The organism is Flavobacterium sp. KY-23415 (assembly GCF_055384985.1).
This window is the reverse complement of sequence record NZ_AP044001.1, coordinates 1,615,279-1,630,573: the sequence shown is the minus strand read 5'-3', so window position 1 is coordinate 1,630,573 and position 15,295 is coordinate 1,615,279. Positions and strand designations below refer to the sequence as shown.

General features: G+C 30.6%; 11 protein-coding genes. 8 read left to right on the top strand and 3 right to left on the bottom strand.

The annotated features are described in order from the left end of the window. The first annotated feature begins 7 nt into the window (after positions 1-7). Genes ACZ49Z_RS07260 through ACZ49Z_RS07245 form a run of 4 tightly spaced genes read left to right on the top strand, consistent with a single transcriptional unit; the run spans position 8 to position 3,555 of the window. Entirely contained in the window at positions 8-358 is a 351-nt protein-coding gene (locus ACZ49Z_RS07260) for a hypothetical protein (RefSeq protein ID WP_464307518.1), read from the top strand. Between the two features lie 14 nt (positions 359-372). Beyond that, a complete protein-coding gene (locus ACZ49Z_RS07255; protein WP_464307517.1) occupies positions 373-1,800 on the top strand; it encodes a hypothetical protein in 1,428 nt (475 codons plus the stop codon). Continuing rightward, positions 1,793-2,629, top strand: a complete 837-nt coding sequence (locus tag ACZ49Z_RS07250) for an NAD(P)H-binding protein (protein ID WP_464307516.1) — start codon at positions 1,793-1,795, stop codon at positions 2,627-2,629. The genes ACZ49Z_RS07255 and ACZ49Z_RS07250 overlap by 8 nt, the downstream gene beginning before the upstream one ends. A 2-nt stretch (positions 2,630-2,631) precedes the next feature. Beyond that, the gene (locus ACZ49Z_RS07245; RefSeq protein ID WP_464307515.1) at positions 2,632-3,555 is read left to right on the top strand and encodes a DMT family transporter; all 924 of its coding nucleotides are present in this window, start codon (positions 2,632-2,634) and stop codon (positions 3,553-3,555) included. A 49-nt stretch (positions 3,556-3,604) separates the two neighbouring features. On the opposite strand, the gene ACZ49Z_RS07240 is transcribed toward ACZ49Z_RS07245, so the two are convergent. The 3 genes from ACZ49Z_RS07240 to ACZ49Z_RS07230 all read right to left on the bottom strand — a co-directional run bounded on the left by ACZ49Z_RS07240 (position 3,605) and on the right by ACZ49Z_RS07230 (position 11,190). Then, on the bottom strand, positions 3,605-5,668 hold the full coding sequence (locus ACZ49Z_RS07240) for a M13 family metallopeptidase (RefSeq protein WP_464307514.1): 2,064 nt from the start codon (positions 5,666-5,668) through the stop codon (positions 3,605-3,607). Positions 5,669-5,742: 74 nt separating this feature from the next. Further along, the gene (locus tag ACZ49Z_RS07235; protein ID WP_464307513.1) at positions 5,743-8,556 is read right to left on the bottom strand and encodes a M4 family metallopeptidase; all 2,814 of its coding nucleotides are present in this window, start codon (positions 8,554-8,556) and stop codon (positions 5,743-5,745) included. 72 nt (positions 8,557-8,628) lie between these two features. After that, positions 8,629-11,190 carry a T9SS type A sorting domain-containing protein gene (locus ACZ49Z_RS07230; protein WP_464307512.1) on the bottom strand — a complete coding sequence of 854 codons (2,562 nt, stop codon included), beginning with the start codon at positions 11,188-11,190 and terminating at the stop codon, positions 8,629-8,631. Between the two features lie 125 nt (positions 11,191-11,315). On the opposite strand from ACZ49Z_RS07230, the gene ACZ49Z_RS07225 reads away from it, so the two are divergent. The 4 genes from ACZ49Z_RS07225 (at position 11,316) to ACZ49Z_RS07210 (ending at position 15,294) form a co-directional block, all read left to right on the top strand. Next, positions 11,316-11,984: an SCO family protein gene (locus ACZ49Z_RS07225; RefSeq protein WP_464307511.1), complete on the top strand. Its 669-nt coding sequence runs from the start codon at positions 11,316-11,318 to the stop codon at positions 11,982-11,984. 75 nt (positions 11,985-12,059) lie between these two features. Further along, positions 12,060-12,296: a FeoA family protein gene (locus ACZ49Z_RS07220; protein ID WP_464307510.1), complete on the top strand. Its 237-nt coding sequence runs from the start codon at positions 12,060-12,062 to the stop codon at positions 12,294-12,296. Positions 12,297-12,300: 4 nt separating this feature from the next. After that, the gene (feoB, locus tag ACZ49Z_RS07215; protein ID WP_464307509.1) at positions 12,301-14,409 is read left to right on the top strand and encodes a ferrous iron transport protein B; all 2,109 of its coding nucleotides are present in this window, start codon (positions 12,301-12,303) and stop codon (positions 14,407-14,409) included. A 96-nt stretch (positions 14,410-14,505) separates the two neighbouring features. Further along, entirely contained in the window at positions 14,506-15,294 is a 789-nt protein-coding gene (locus tag ACZ49Z_RS07210) for a hypothetical protein (protein ID WP_464307508.1), read from the top strand. The last annotated feature ends 1 nt before the right edge of the window (position 15,295 follow it).

Sequence of the window (15,295 nt, the reverse complement as noted above, 5' to 3'; positions counted from 1 at the left end):
AATAATTATGAGTAGAAACTGCTTAGAATGTAATGAAAAAATTATTGGAAGAGAAGATAAAAAATTCTGTTCTGATGGTTGTAGAAATTCTTACAATAATAGACAAAATAAAGATCAAACTAATTTAATGCGCAATATTAATAACAAATTGCGTAAAAATTATCGTATTCTTTCTGAATTAAACCCTGAAAATAAAACTAAAACTACGAAAACAAAATTGGTAAGCAAAGGTTTTGATTTTGAATTTTTCACATCTATTTATCAAACTAAAACTGGCAACATGTATTACTTTTTATACGACCAAGGGTATATGGCAATTGAAAATGATGGTTTTGTTTTGGTGAAAAAAGATAGTTAGATTTCAGAAAAAAGATGAAAGAAAAAAGAAAAAAAATACTTTCAAGACAATCCCTTCCAATTTCAAAATTTAGATTTTGGGCTGGTTTTATAGTGAGTGTTTTATTAAGTTTATTTTTGTACCAATTCTTTATTCTGGGTAGAGATTTGCTACGTGTTTTGACTTTTAGTGATCATTTCAATTATTTGGAATTTTCTAAAAACGAATTACTTTTCTATAATTTATTCTATGCTTTTTTAGCTTTAATCATTGGGCAAAGTTTTTTTCTAAAAATTATTTTCGATACCAATAAAAAATTTGGAGAAAAGCGAATTCAATTCAAACGGAAAAAAATAGTGCACAACCAAAATATCTGGATTTGGTTTTTCTTGTTGTGGATTTTTAGATTCGCAACCATGTATAGCTTTTTAAACATGGTTAGTTTTGGACATAAAGTAAATTATGCTCCTGTTTTTTATGAGTATTTTAGTTTTTATGAAGAATATCCTTATTTGTTTGTGTTAATTATACTTGTTTTATTTCTTCAATCGTGGCAAGGGTTAGGTTTAACCATTCGCAATTATTTCAAATACTTAATGGGCTCTTTTCTATTAATTTCAGTTTTAGCATTTAGTTTTTCTAAAATTAATCTTTGGGATGTTGAAAAATATTTCAAAGAAAAGCATTCTCAAAATCCTTATATAAAAGGAAATATTCGCTTACCAAAAGTTCCTTTTGCAGAATCACTTTCGTTAAGACACAAAAAGAAAGAGTTCTTTATTACAAAAGATTTAAAAATTAGCTATAACAACAAAGAATTAGATTCTATTGAATTTTTGATGAATATTTTGGAAAAAGATAAATACCCTCAGTATAGTGTTTTCAAACCTTTTGTGCAATTGAATGTAGATGAAAATGTCCCTCTGAAAAAAGTATATGATATTGAAAAAATAATTTATGCCAACTCTGATTATGAAATTGCTTTTGCTGCATATCCAAAAGAAATAAAATTAAAAGAGGCTATTTACCAAGAACATTCTGTTGGTCTATTTGAAAATAATTCTTTTAAGCTTAACTATGAAAATCTTATTACTTTACATTTAACAAATGAAAATAAAATTCTCTTAAACAACAATCCTATTTCTTGTACTGAAATTGCAAATACTATTGCCAGAAAAATAATTGAAAATGAAAATTATTTAATTTCAATAGAACTCCCTGAGAAACCATTGTTTTTGCACTATATGCAACTTCTTTCTTATTCAAAAGAAGGTTATTTTAAAGCTTGTCAAATTATTGGTAAAGAAAAAGAAATAGATGAATTTACAATAGAATATTTTCCGTATGAAATTTTAAAGTTTAATATGATTGAAGCAAAACAATTAGAGTTAATATCAAAAATAGATTTTAATAATTTACCAATACCAACATTAGAATTCGAAGATGAAGAAGTATATGAATAAACAAATTTCCATACTGGGTTGTGGTTGGTTAGGATTGCCATTAGCTAAAACATTAATTGAAAACGGTTTTTCGATTAAAGGTTCAACTACTTCAGAAGACAAACTTTCACTATTAGAAACCAATAAAATTCAACCGTATTTAGTTTCTCTATTCGAAAACAAGATAGAAGGAAATATAACTGATTTTTTTAATGATTCTGAAATTTTAATTATCGATATTCCACCTGGGTTGAGGAGGGATACTTCTATTTCATTCGTTAATAAAATAAAATTATTAATTACTGAAATTGAAAAGTCTGGTGTAAAAAAAATAATTTTCATTAGTTCCACTTCTGTTTATAGTGATACCTTTCCGATTCAAGAAATTACAGAAGAAACACCAACAAATCCAGACACTGAAAGTGGCAGACAATTGGTTGAAGTTGAAAAATTATTAGTAAAAAACACTCATTTTGACTCAACTATAATCCGATTTGGTGGATTAATAGGTGAAAATCGACATCCTATTAACTATCTTGCTGGAAAAGAAAATGTTGAAAATCCAGATGCTCCTATTAATTTTGTTCATCAAGAAGATTGTATTGGAATTATTGAAGCTGTTATTGAGAAAAAACTCGAACTAAATCCATCCGACAAAATGCAAAATAATCAAGTCTTTAATGCCGTTGCACCTCAACACCCAAAGAGACAAGATTATTATCACAAAAAAGCTGTAAAAATGAATTTGGCTTTACCTACATTTGTAAAAAATACTACAAGTAAAGGTAAAATTATTTCAAGCAAAAAAATTGAATCTTTTTTATCTTATACTTTCAAAAAAGAGATTTAAAAATGGCTTATTTTAGTGTTTTTCACGACTATATAAAAAAGAAAAAAAATGCAATTGGTCTTCCTTTTTTTGCACTTTGCTGGATTAGTTTTTTTTGGGGAACAACTTGGATTGCTTCAAAAGAAGGGGTGAAATATATGAATGCTATGCAACTTGTAGCACTTAGACAACTGTTTGGAGGCATTATCTATTTAATCTATTTCTTAATTAAAAAAGCTCCTTGGCCAACACAGCGGCAATGGAGGAATATCCTAGTGTTAAGCATCTTAAATTTTATGCTTAGTAATGGTTTGAGTACTTGGGGAGTGAAATATATTTCTAGTGGCTTGGGTGCAATTATTGGTTCAATATTTCCATTATGGATTGTAATTATTAGTTTTTTTAGAGGTGAGAAAATTTCTTGGAGAGCTACTGTTGGGCTTGTTATTTGTTTCCTAGGCATATGTGTAATTTTCTATGATTATTTAAATGATTTTCTTAACCCTCAATTTCGATTTGGAATCCTACTATCTGTAATTGCTACTTTTACTTGGGCTTTATCTTCTATTTATATTCGAGAAAATAGAACCAACTTTAATCCCTATTTTAGTTTAGGACTGCAAATGCTAATCTCTAGTGCGGTTCTTTTAAGTGTAACAAATATAAATGGCAGTGCTATTCCATTATCTGAAATCCCTGCTGTATCTTGGTTATCTATTGCATATCTCGTTGTTTTTGGCTCTGTATTAACATTTATTGCTTTTATTTATACGTTAGAAAATTTACCAAAAGAAATAAGTAGTTTATATGCCTATATAAATCCAATTGTAGCTCTTTTTTTTGGATATGTTTTATTTAATGAACCTTTAACAATAGCTATAGCTATAGGGGGCTTCATTACTTTAACAGGCTTATTTATGGTAAATAAAGCACTAAAAAAGACATAAAAAAATCCTAAGCTTTCACTTAGGATTTTAACTATATCATACTATTTTATTACCAAATTTTGACTCTTTTTTCTGGAGCTATATACATTCCGTCTCCTTCTTTAATATCAAACGCTTCATAGAAGGCATCCACATTTTGTAAAGGTACATAAGCTCTATACATTCCAGGTGAATGAGGGTCTGTTTTTACTTGGTTTTTAATTGCTTCATCACGCATTTTACTTCTCCAAATAGTTGACCAAGAAATAAAGAAACGTTGCTCTGGCGTAAATCCATCAATTAAACCTGGGTTACCATTTTCATTTAAATAAATCTGTAATCCATCATAGGCTGCATTAACACCTCCTAAATCACCAATATTTTCACCTAATGTAAATTTACCATCTACAAAAATACCTGGTAAAGGCTGTAAACTTGAGTATTGATCTGCTAAAGCAGTTCCTAAACCTGTAAATTGAGATAGATCTTGCTCACTCCACCAATTTACTAAATTACCGTCTGCATCATATCTTGATCCTGAATCATCAAATCCATGAGAAATTTCATGTCCAATTACAGCACCAATTCCTCCATAATTTACAGCTTCATCTGCTTTATAATCATAAAATGGAGGCTGTAGAATTGCTGCTGGAAAAACAATTTCATTATAAGAAGGATTGAAATAAGCGTTTACCGTCTGCGGAGACATTCCCCATTCTTCTTTGTCAACTGGTTTCCCTAATTTTTTAAAATTTTCTCTTGTACCCCAAATAGAAGCATTTCTCATGTTTTCAAAATAAGTACCTCCATCTTTAGGTGATTTAATTTCTAATTCCGAATAGTCTTTCCATTTATCTGGGTAACCAATTTTGACTCTTGATTTGCGTAATTTTAATTTTGCATTTTCCTTAGTTTCCTTAGTCATCCACGGTAAATTGTCTATTCTATTTTCAAATGCTTTAAAAACATTTGCAATCATTGCTTGTGCTTTTTCTTTTGCTTCAGCAGGGAATTTTTCAGCAACATATAATTTTCCTAAAGCCTCTCCAAGTGTACCGTTAACAGTTTGCAACGCTCTTTCATCTTCGGGACGTTGTCTTACAGCACCTGTTAATGTTTTTCCATAAAATTCCCAATTTGCATCACCAATTTCTGTACTTAATAAGCTCGAAGTTCGGCGAAGTAATGTCCACTTCATATATTCTTTCCAAGTGGCAACATCGTTCTTTTTAATAATGTCTTGTACTGTTGCCAAATATTTAGGTTGAGAGACAATAATTGTATCTAATTTTCCAATACCAATTTCTTCAAAATATTTTTCCCATTCAACCGCTGGAACCAATTTATTCAGTTCTTTCATTGTCATTGGATTATAGGACTTTCTCCTATCTCTTCTTTCAACTCTGTCAAATGTAGATTCAGACATTTTTGTTTCTAATGCTAAAATATCTTTCGCATTTGCTTTGGCTTGTTCTTCTGTTTCTCCCAAAAACAATAACATTTTTGCAATATGCTCTTGGTATTTTTCTCTTTTTTCTTTATTGTCTGCTGCATCTGATGTATAATAATCTCTATCTGGCAATCCTAAACTTCCTGTACCTAAATAAACTACATTTCTAGTACTATTCTTTGCATCGGTTCCAACGTAAGTTCCCAAAAAACCTAATCCTCCTTCTTTTTCCATTTCTGTAATAAGAGTAATTAAATCCTTTGAATTTTTAACAGCTTCAATTTTTTCTAAGTAAGGTTTTAAAGGAGTTATCCCTTGTTTGTTTCTCGTTTCTGTATCTAATATTGATTTATAAAGACTTATGGCTTTCCCTTGATCAGAATTTGGATCAATTGTTCTGTCTACTAATGCTTTTTTAAGAATTAGCATTACGTCTTCGTCTGTTTTTTTGCGAAGTTCATCAAAACTTCCCCATCTTGTTCTGTCTGCTGGAATTTCAGTATTATCTAACCATTTACCATTCACGAATCTAAAAAAATCATCTGCTGGTCGCACCGATTTATCCATATGATTCGTATTTATTCCAACCGAAGCCTTTTGAACTGGTTGACTTGGCTTACAGGAATTAAATAAAGATGCTAAAAAAAGGAAGCAAATACTTCCTTTAAAAATATAATTTCTCATTTTATTGTTTAGTTTTTTTAAAGTAGTCTTAACGACAAATATACTTTTTTTGAGCTAGGTACTAAAAACAAGCACTATTCTTTAACAATTCTTTTAGAAAAAATTCCATTTTCAGAACTCACTTTAATAAAATAAATTCCACTAGAAATGTTTCTTAAATCTACACTTGTTTCTAGTGTGCTTTCTAAATTTCTGTCTATACTGAATAAAAGTTTTCCACTTATATCAAAAACTTCAATTGCATTTAATTTAATATTGTTTGAAGAAACACTAAAAACTCCTTTTGAGGGATTAGGATAAATTTTAATAATATTCTGTTCAAAATTCACACTTGATAAAGTTCCGTTTATAACAAAATCATCAATATTAACTCCTAATTTATTTACTGCTTGATCTGAATGAAAAACAATTCTAAAAACAACATTTGTTTGCGAACTTAAACTACTTAACGGATAAGAGTATGTGGTCATATTAATTTCTGATCCTGTCCATTGTGCTCCTTTGCAGTTATTACAGTCTGATCCTGTAGTTTGTGAGGTTCTATCACTATTATACCAGTTCGATGCCATTTCTCCAAGCACTGTCCAATTAGCTCCAAAGTCTGTTGAATACTCAACATAAACAAGATCCCAGTTTTCTTCTAAATCATATTGCATCGAAAAACTAATTTCAGGATTTGTGACAGCAGATAAATTATAACATTGGGAAACCAGATAGGTTTTTATATTATTGGGGTAATTTCCCGTTACATTTGTAGAATACACCATATTTCCAGGGGTTTCCAAGGCATCTCCAGTTCTTTCTGTTCTTATCCATTGCGAAGATAATCCACTCGAATTGTATGAAACTAAAGCATCTGATATGTCTGTAAATGGATTAATTTGATTAATAACACCTTCATCATTTATTAAAAGTAAAATGGTTTTAGTGTTGTTTTCTGCTCTTCCGTCATTAAGAATTGATGTGGTTACTTCTAACGTGTGGGCTCCTCTTGTTAATCCGTTTATAGTTATAGGATAAACCATTTGAGAACAAGGTTCTAAATTTCCATTCCATGTTGATACTATTGCTGGATCTCCATCTAAAACATAAGAAATGGTTGCAGTTGATATAGCATTTAGACCTTGATTACTTAATGTTATTTCTCTTGTTATCGTTGAAGAACTGCAAGAGATATTGTTTGAGTTTTCAATAGAAAACAAAGCTATATCATCTGTAACAGCTACATACTGTTCCCCTACATTAACAGCATACCAAGCATTGGTAACCGCTATTACTTCGCTACTATTAGCACAATAAATTGAACTAGCTACTTCGATAGTTGCATTTCTGGCGTCTTCGAAAGTAGCATTTGGGGTTAAATAATCTCTTTCTGCTAAATAAGCGATTTCTGAAGCTTTTTCCATTCCAATACCTACAACATTATATGTGTCTGGATCTGGAGCATTATTGGTTCCTGATTCTCCTACTGTTAAAATATAAAACCAATGATTAAGAACACTTGAATTGGTATGAACACCGCCATTATCTGCAGCTCCAGAATACCAGTTTGTTCCTAAGTATGTATCTGGATGATTAACCGAATTCGGGTTACTCATGGAACGTAAAGGTGTGCTTGAAATATCTTCTCCTATTTGCCAAACCGAATTAGCAATTGGATTTTGGATACTCCCTGTTCTTCCATAATGTTCAATACATGCTCCCCAAATATCCGAAAAACCTTCGTTCAAAGCTCCAGACTCATTTTGATAAACTAAATTAGCTGTATAAGTACATACCGCATGTCCAATTTCATGTCCACAAACGTCTATAGAAGTCAATATATCAAAACTGTTTCCGTCACCATAAGTCATAAAAGATCCATTCCAACTAGCATTATTATAATTATTCCCAAAATGGACATAACTTCTAATACTTGCTCCATTATCATCAAAACTATTTCTTCCAAAAATATCTAACCAAAAATCATAAGTTGTTGCTGCACCCCAATGTGCATCTAAAGCACCATTATCTTTCGCAACATTATCGTGCTCAGCTGCAGACCAATTATTATCATCATCTGTAAAATCAACATTCTGATAATTAAATGTACTCTCACAATTAAATGTGACTATTCCTTGACCTCTTGTTTGATCTTTCAGTATATAATTTGTACCATCAAATGTAGTTTCAATTTCCTTTGTTCCACTATATCTAGTGTCAGCAGAACCTGTTACCAACAAAATAGTGTTTTCTACCTCTTTTTTTCGTTTCAAAATATCATTATCAGAAATTAATGAATTAGCATGTTTAATAATTTTATTCGAAAATAACACCTCTCCTGTTTTTGCATCTATATATATTTCTTCCCTAGAAATGGGACTAGTTGCATAAATATCAAACTTATATGCTAAATTAACTTCTCTTTTCTTAATATCTGGAACTAGGACCAACTCTCCTTTTGGTTTTTTATATTCCATTAATACAGATTGCATCTCATTTTCCCACAAATAAGAATTCGCGTTTATTTTTTGAATAGCAATTTGAAAACAATCATTTGCACTTTTCTTTGGACTTGTGCTAATTGTATTGGTATTGTATAATTCCCCATTAATTAAAAACACTTGATCTTCTCTTGAATGAGTAATTAAAATTCCGAATTCTACTTTAATCCCTTTATAATATTGTTGAAATTTTTTATGCTCGATACCTCTTCTGTCTATGTTTGAGTATAATAGTCGGAAATCATAATCTCCATTTAATTTATATTCTTTCAAAAAGACAGCAATTGCTTCTTGTGCGGACATTTTTTCAGTAGAAAAATACATTTTTTTCTGGATTGCTTTATCTTGAGAGAATAATGCAATACTTATAAATAAAAAAAATAGAAGTTTGATTTTATATTTCATAAGCACAAGGTTAAATTATGAATGGAGTACAAAAAAATAGAGTTGACTTTTTGTCAACTCTATTTAAAAAATTTATTCTTTAATAATTTTTTTTGTTGTTGTTCCTGTATCAGAATCTATTTTAACAAAATATATTCCTTTTGAAGCAGAAGTTAAATCTAAATTCGTTTCGAAATTTGTAATAACACTTTTTGTTTTAGAGAGAATAATTTTTCCTGTTACATCATATACTTCTATTAATTTTGGTTGCACATTGCCAAGAGCAATAGTAAACACCCCTCTAGATGGATTAGGATAAATACTAATTTTTGTTAATTTAAAATCTTCACTAGATAATGAACCTTGAGGTATGTCTGTTTGCCAAATACCTCTACCATAAGTAGCAGCTATTAATTTAGAATCTACTAAATTAATCTCTAAATCTCTTACAGAAACGTTCGGTAAATTAGTGTCAAACGGTTCCCATTGCGACATACTATCATCTCTATAGTAAACACCTAAACTAGTTCCTACATATAAAGGATTGTTATTGTTTTGCCCTTGATGAACAATTACATTCTTAGCAATATTTGGTAATCCTGTAGAAAAATCTGTAAAATTAATACCACCATCTGTAGATTTTAAAACCTGACCTCCTGTTCCACTAGTTGTTAAATATACAATATTTACATCCGAATGATGTGCTTCTATTGAAGTAATAGCGCTAGATGCGGTATAAAACAAGAAATTAGCTATTCCTTTATTAAAACTTTTATACAATTGACCTCCATTCGCAACATACATAGTATTATCATTAGATGGAGCAACTTCAATATAGTCAATATCTCCTGTCCCAATAGCAGCATTACTTTGTTGTACCCAACTGTTGCCACTTAATCTATATAATCTTTCATACCCTGCAAAAACTTCTCCTAAACCATTTGCTTTCAAAGGTGTAATCCAGTTTCCTCCTCTATCATTTGCTCCTGTTTCTGCAGATGGGGCTCCAACTTGACTCGATAAATTATCTCCTGCTGTATTTGAAATGTTTAAAGACGACCCATACTGAGTGAAACCATAATATTTATTTTGATTTGTAGGATCCACAGCAGTATCCATCCCATCTGCACCATAATAATTTTTCCAAAGACCATTACTAAAACCATAGCCTCCATTATCTTGCAAACCTCCTACCATATTCGCAGAGGTTTGGCTTGAAACTGCTATTTTATAGAATTGACCTATTTGTGCTGTTGCGGTTAAATCGGTAAAATTACCTGCATTGTCAGAAGAAACATATACTCCTCCGTCACTACCACAATATAATTTATTTCCATGATATCCTAAATAATGAATATCTGCGTGTGTATATTGATTTGATGTTGGTTGATCCCAATTGTTTATTTTTGTAAAAGCTGTTCCACCTGTTGTAGATTTCCAAATATTTAAACAGCCTGTATATACTTCTTCTGCATTCGTTGGAGACACAGCTAATGCTAAATCAAACCAACCTTGACGTGACTCTAAAATATCTGTTGGGTTTGGACTAGCTGTATTTGTTCTTAAAGAAAAACTTAGACCTGCATTTGTAGATCTATACAAACCTAAAAGACCACTAACTTCTCCTTTATCTCCTGAATATGCAAGAATATAAATATAACCAATATCCGCAGGTGTTACTTCCATTATCATTCTTGAAGGAGGAACTAAGGGATCAGTAGCTAAAGGTAAACCAGTTGCAGTGCTTGTAAATGTGGATCCCGTATCAGTAGATTTATAAAACCTATTGTTTGATACTGCATAAACGTGAGCGCTAACTAAAGGTCTAAATCTAATTGATCCTTGAGCAAAATTTCCAGATTGCACATTAGTCCAAGTTGCACCTGCATCTGTAGTTTTAAAAATTCCTTGACTAGTAGCACACAATAATATCTGATTATTTGTAGGGTGCATAATAATATCACCAGCTCTTGAACTGGTATTTGCAAAAGACAACCCCGTTGTATTCCAAGTTACTCCACCATCAATAGATTTCATAACACCAATTGAATAAGTATCTCCCGCATCTTTATCACCTGTTGCAATATAAATTACATTTGAATTTGAGTGATCTACTGCAATTCCTGAAACCCCAATTTGAGGTAAATTATCAGAAAGCGGAGTCCAGTTAACTCCAGCATCGGTAGATTTCCAAATACCGCCTGCTGGAGTACCAATATACACTGTATTTGGATTAGAAGGGTCAACATAGACAATATTCACTCTTCCTTGTCCAGAAGACCAAGAACCTGTATTGGTATGGGTGAACGGTCCTACTGGCTGCCAATTACTTGGTGGTAATGAAGCACTTTTATTTAATTTTGCTTGTTGTTTTTGTTGAAACGCAGTACTAATCTCTTGAGGTGTAATCAAATACCCTTGAGCATTTGTATTATTTCTCCAATAATTTTCCCATCTCATAAAAGGCTTATGTCCAGAGCCTTTAACATTTTTATCTTTATTTGACCAATATTGATTAAATAAAGTAACCTCTTCATCAATAGTCATCTGACCTTTTTTTGCTGTTTCACTGTTTATATTCCACGGTGCAGAAGAATTAAATTGAGCAAAACCACAAAATGATGTTAATAATAGTAAAATGTAGGTTTTTTTCATTATTTATGATTTTTATTTAGTAACTGACAAATATAATCAGAATTTTTATAGAATAATTTGATTATTATAACATTAACAATTGTTTTGTTAGAAATCGAACATAAAATTTTAATTTTGTAGCTACTATGAAAATAAACAACAAAAAACATTTTGGTTTTATAGTTGCATTTTGTGCCATTTTAATAAGCATATTTGTTGGTATTTATACACTTTTAAAACCTCAGAAAAAATTACAAATTTACAATCCAAGAGATGTAAATCCTGAATTAGTTGACACAACAGTACAACATATTGGTTACAATCATATTATTCCCGATTTTGAGTTTACCAATCAAAACGGGAAACTTATTTCTCAAAAAGATTATGAAGGTAAAGTTTATGTAGCCGATTTTTTCTTTACAACTTGTCCTTCTATTTGTCCAAAAATGACAGACAATATGGTTTGGCTTCAAGATAAAATAAAAAATAATCCTAAAGTAATGCTGCTTTCCCACTCTGTAACTCCAGATATTGATAGTGTTTCGGTGCTAAAAAAATATGCCATTGAAAAAGGAGTTATTGATTCTAAGTGGAACTTAGTTACTGGAAACAAAAAAGACATTTATTACATTGCTCGAAAATCGTATTTAGCAGTTAAAACAGGTAAACCAGAAGAATTGTATGATATGGTTCATACTGAAAATTTTATTTTAATTGACCAAAAAAGACGAATTAGAGGATTCTATGATGGCACAAATCAAGAAGATGTAAAAAAACTCTACGAAGACATTCTATACCTTTGTGATAAGGAATAATTTTTTTTATTCCTATTTTATGATTCCTTTTCTAATTATTGAGTACCTTTGTATTTTAATTCAATCTAAATAAGCTTGAAAAAAATATTATCTGATTTAAAAATTGGTGAAAAGGGATTAATCGATGAAATTAACATTGATGAAATCCCGCTAAAATTATTAGAAATGGGTTGTTTACCTGGCAATTTAATAGAACTAATTCAAATTGCTCCTTTAGGCGATCCTTATTATTTTAATATTAATGATTCTCATGTTGCTATTCGCAAAGAAACAGCAAAAGAGATTATAATAATTACCGAAAACGCTATTTAACCTAATGCAAAATTCTACCATAAAAGTTGCTTTAATAGGAAATCCTAACGTGGGTAAAACGTCCGTATTCAATCAACTTACAGGCTTAAATCAACAAGTTGGGAATTACCCTGGTATTACTGTTGAAAAAAAACAAGGAATTTGTAAATTATCAGAAAACATAAAAGCTAAGATAATAGATCTACCAGGAACTTATAGTTTAAACGCTAGTTCTATTGATGAGAATGTAGTTATTGAACTTCTTCTTAATAAAAAAGATGAAGATTTCCCAGATGTAGCGATTGTAGTAACTGAAGTAGAAAATTTAAAACGTAATTTACTTTTATTCACCCAAATAAAAGATTTAGAGATTCCAACTATCCTTGTCATTAATATGGCAGATAGAATGCAGTTAAAAGGGATTGAACTGGATATTCCAACACTAGAAAGAGAGTTAAACACTAAAATTGCATTGGTTAGTTCTAGAAAAAAAACAGGGATAGACGAACTTAAATCTTTAATAGTCAATTATAGCTCTTTATCAACCGAGCCTTGTTTGAATGCTTCTGTTATAGACCCCGAATATTTCGACAACTTGAGAAGGGCTTTTCCTAACCAACTATTATACAAACTTTGGTTGGTTATTACACAAGATGTTAATTTCTTAAACTTAGAACGTAATGAAATTAAAAACTCTTTTACCAAATCGCATAGTGATTTAAAAAGGCTACAACAGAAAGAGACTATAAAGCGTTATCAGTTTATTAACGATACGCTTAAAATTGGTCAGAAGATTGATAAAACTAAAGCAACAGATATTAGAGCCAAACTAGATCGAGTACTAACACACAAAGTCTTTGGGTATCTAATATTTTTTGGTATTCTGATGCTTATTTTCCAATCTATTTTTGATTGGAGCACTATACCAATGGATTTTATTGATGAAACATTTACATCGTTAAGTACCTATACAAAAAACCATTTACCTGCAGGAGAATTTACAAACTTATTAAGCGAAGGAATTATTCCTGGAATAAGCGGCATTGTGATTTTCATTCCTCAAATCGCATTTTTATTCTTATTTATATCTGTCTTAGAAGAAAGTGGCTATATGAGTCGTGTGGTTTTTCTAATGGATAAAATAATGCGTAAATTCGGATTATCTGGAAAAAGCATTGTTCCTTTAATTTCCGGTACTGCTTGTGCTATCCCTGCAATTATGGGGGCAAGAAACATTGAGAATTGGAAAGAGCGATTAATTACCATATTGGTTACTCCTTTCACGACTTGTTCTGCAAGACTTCCTGTTTATGCCATTCTTATCTCATTAATTATTCCCAAAGAAAAAGTTTTTGGTTTTTTAAGTTTACAAGGGTTAACTTTAATGTTATTATATCTTCTTGGTTTCGGTATGGCAATAGTTTCTGCAATGATTTTAAACTATTTTCTAAAATTAAATTGTAAGTCGTATTTTGTAATCGAGATGCCCTCTTATAAAATTCCAATGTTTAGAAATGTAGCTTTAAATGTTATAGAAAAAACAAAATCATTTGTAACTGGTGCTGGAAAAATTATCTTGGCCTTATCTATAATATTATGGTTCTTAGGTTCTCATGGACCAACTTCAAACTTTAAAAATGCAGAAAAAATAGTCCTTCAAGAAATGGCTAAAAACAAAGAGGAACTTTCTTCTGAAACTATTGAAAACAAAACAATTAGTTATAAATTAGAAAACTCTTATATAGGAATTATGGGTAAAACCATCGAACCAATAATTAAACCACTAGGCTATGATTGGAAAATAGGCATTGCAGTTGTGAGTTCCTTTGCTGCAAGAGAAGTTTTTGTGGGTACTTTAGCAACGATTTATAACGTTGGGAATCATGGTGAAGAAGAAGTGACCATTAGAAAAAGAATGGCTGCTGAAGTACATGCTGCAACTGGTGAAAAAATATTCAATTTTGCTTCGGGTGTTTCGTTATTACTCTTTTATGCATTTGCAATGCAGTGCATGTCCACGATTGCTATTGTTAAAAAGGAAACCAATTCTTGGAAATGGCCTTTGATTCAATTTGTTTTTATGAGTGGTTTTGCCTATTTAACAGCATTAATAGCTTATCAAATTTTAAAATAAAATGGCTTAGTTTTTGTTGCATTAATTGAAAATCTTCTTATGAAAAATCAATTGTTACTCTTTTTTGTCATTGTTTTTTTTGGATTTCATTCAAACATGAATAGTCAAAAAAAGATAGAAAAATCGAAAGAGGCCCTTACGGAAAGTTCTGGAGTAAACAATAATTCTTCAACAACATCGTCTTCAAGAAACAATTCGTCTTCATCCTCTTCCTCAAATAATTTATTTGCAGATATAATTATTGATGGTTTCATCTATATTACTTACGGTACAATTAAATATGGATTAATAGGCGATTACAGCAAAGAAGAACATCTTTACAACAAACTTTCTCCCTATCCGTTTAAAGAAGGAAGCTATGGCAATTTTGATAGTAATGATTCTCTTTACGGAAACAAAATGCGTCTGGATTTAGAGAATAGTTTTATATATAATAGTAACAATTTATTTGGTAATCATCTAAAAGCAAAAATAAGACCTTTTCAGTATTTTTATCTTCAAACCGATTTTCATCAACTTTACGAATTTGACAAAATCTATAATAAAAATTACAGGCTTTCAATTTTTCAATTTAACCTTTGCTATGATCGAATCAGATTTAATCGGTTTAATTTAGGTTGGAGCCTTGGAGCAACTTATATTGGTAATGAAGTAAAGAAAGCGGGGTTTGCCTACGGATTGAATGCTGATTATTTCTTAAGTAGAAACATTAGTTTTACTGGAACTGCAAAATGGAGTACTATTAATACACATCCTGTAAATTCTTTTGAATTACAAAGTAAGTTTCATAAGAAAAGTTATTTTTTCTCTTTAGGATTTGAACACTTAAAAATTGCTGAACCTACTTATAATTTTGTAACTTTAGGTGCAGGGATTTATTTTTAAA

Excerpts from the sequence above, each read along its gene's own strand:
- ACZ49Z_RS07260 (WP_464307518.1), top strand. The coding sequence starts at position 8 with ATGAGTAGAAACTGCTTAGAATGTAATGAAAAAATTATTGGAAGAGAA.
- ACZ49Z_RS07255 (WP_464307517.1), top strand. The coding sequence starts at position 373 with ATGAAAGAAAAAAGAAAAAAAATACTTTCAAGACAATCCCTTCCAATT.
- ACZ49Z_RS07250 (WP_464307516.1), top strand. The coding sequence starts at position 1,793 with ATGAATAAACAAATTTCCATACTGGGTTGTGGTTGGTTAGGATTGCCA.
- ACZ49Z_RS07245 (WP_464307515.1), top strand. The coding sequence starts at position 2,632 with ATGGCTTATTTTAGTGTTTTTCACGACTATATAAAAAAGAAAAAAAAT.
- ACZ49Z_RS07240 (WP_464307514.1), bottom strand. The coding sequence starts at position 5,668 with ATGAGAAATTATATTTTTAAAGGAAGTATTTGCTTCCTTTTTTTAGCA.
- ACZ49Z_RS07235 (WP_464307513.1), bottom strand. The coding sequence starts at position 8,556 with ATGAAATATAAAATCAAACTTCTATTTTTTTTATTTATAAGTATTGCA.
- ACZ49Z_RS07230 (WP_464307512.1), bottom strand. The coding sequence starts at position 11,190 with ATGAAAAAAACCTACATTTTACTATTATTAACATCATTTTGTGGTTTT.
- ACZ49Z_RS07225 (WP_464307511.1), top strand. The coding sequence starts at position 11,316 with ATGAAAATAAACAACAAAAAACATTTTGGTTTTATAGTTGCATTTTGT.
- feoB (WP_464307509.1), top strand. The coding sequence starts at position 12,301 with ATGCAAAATTCTACCATAAAAGTTGCTTTAATAGGAAATCCTAACGTG.
- ACZ49Z_RS07210 (WP_464307508.1), top strand. The coding sequence starts at position 14,506 with ATGAATAGTCAAAAAAAGATAGAAAAATCGAAAGAGGCCCTTACGGAA.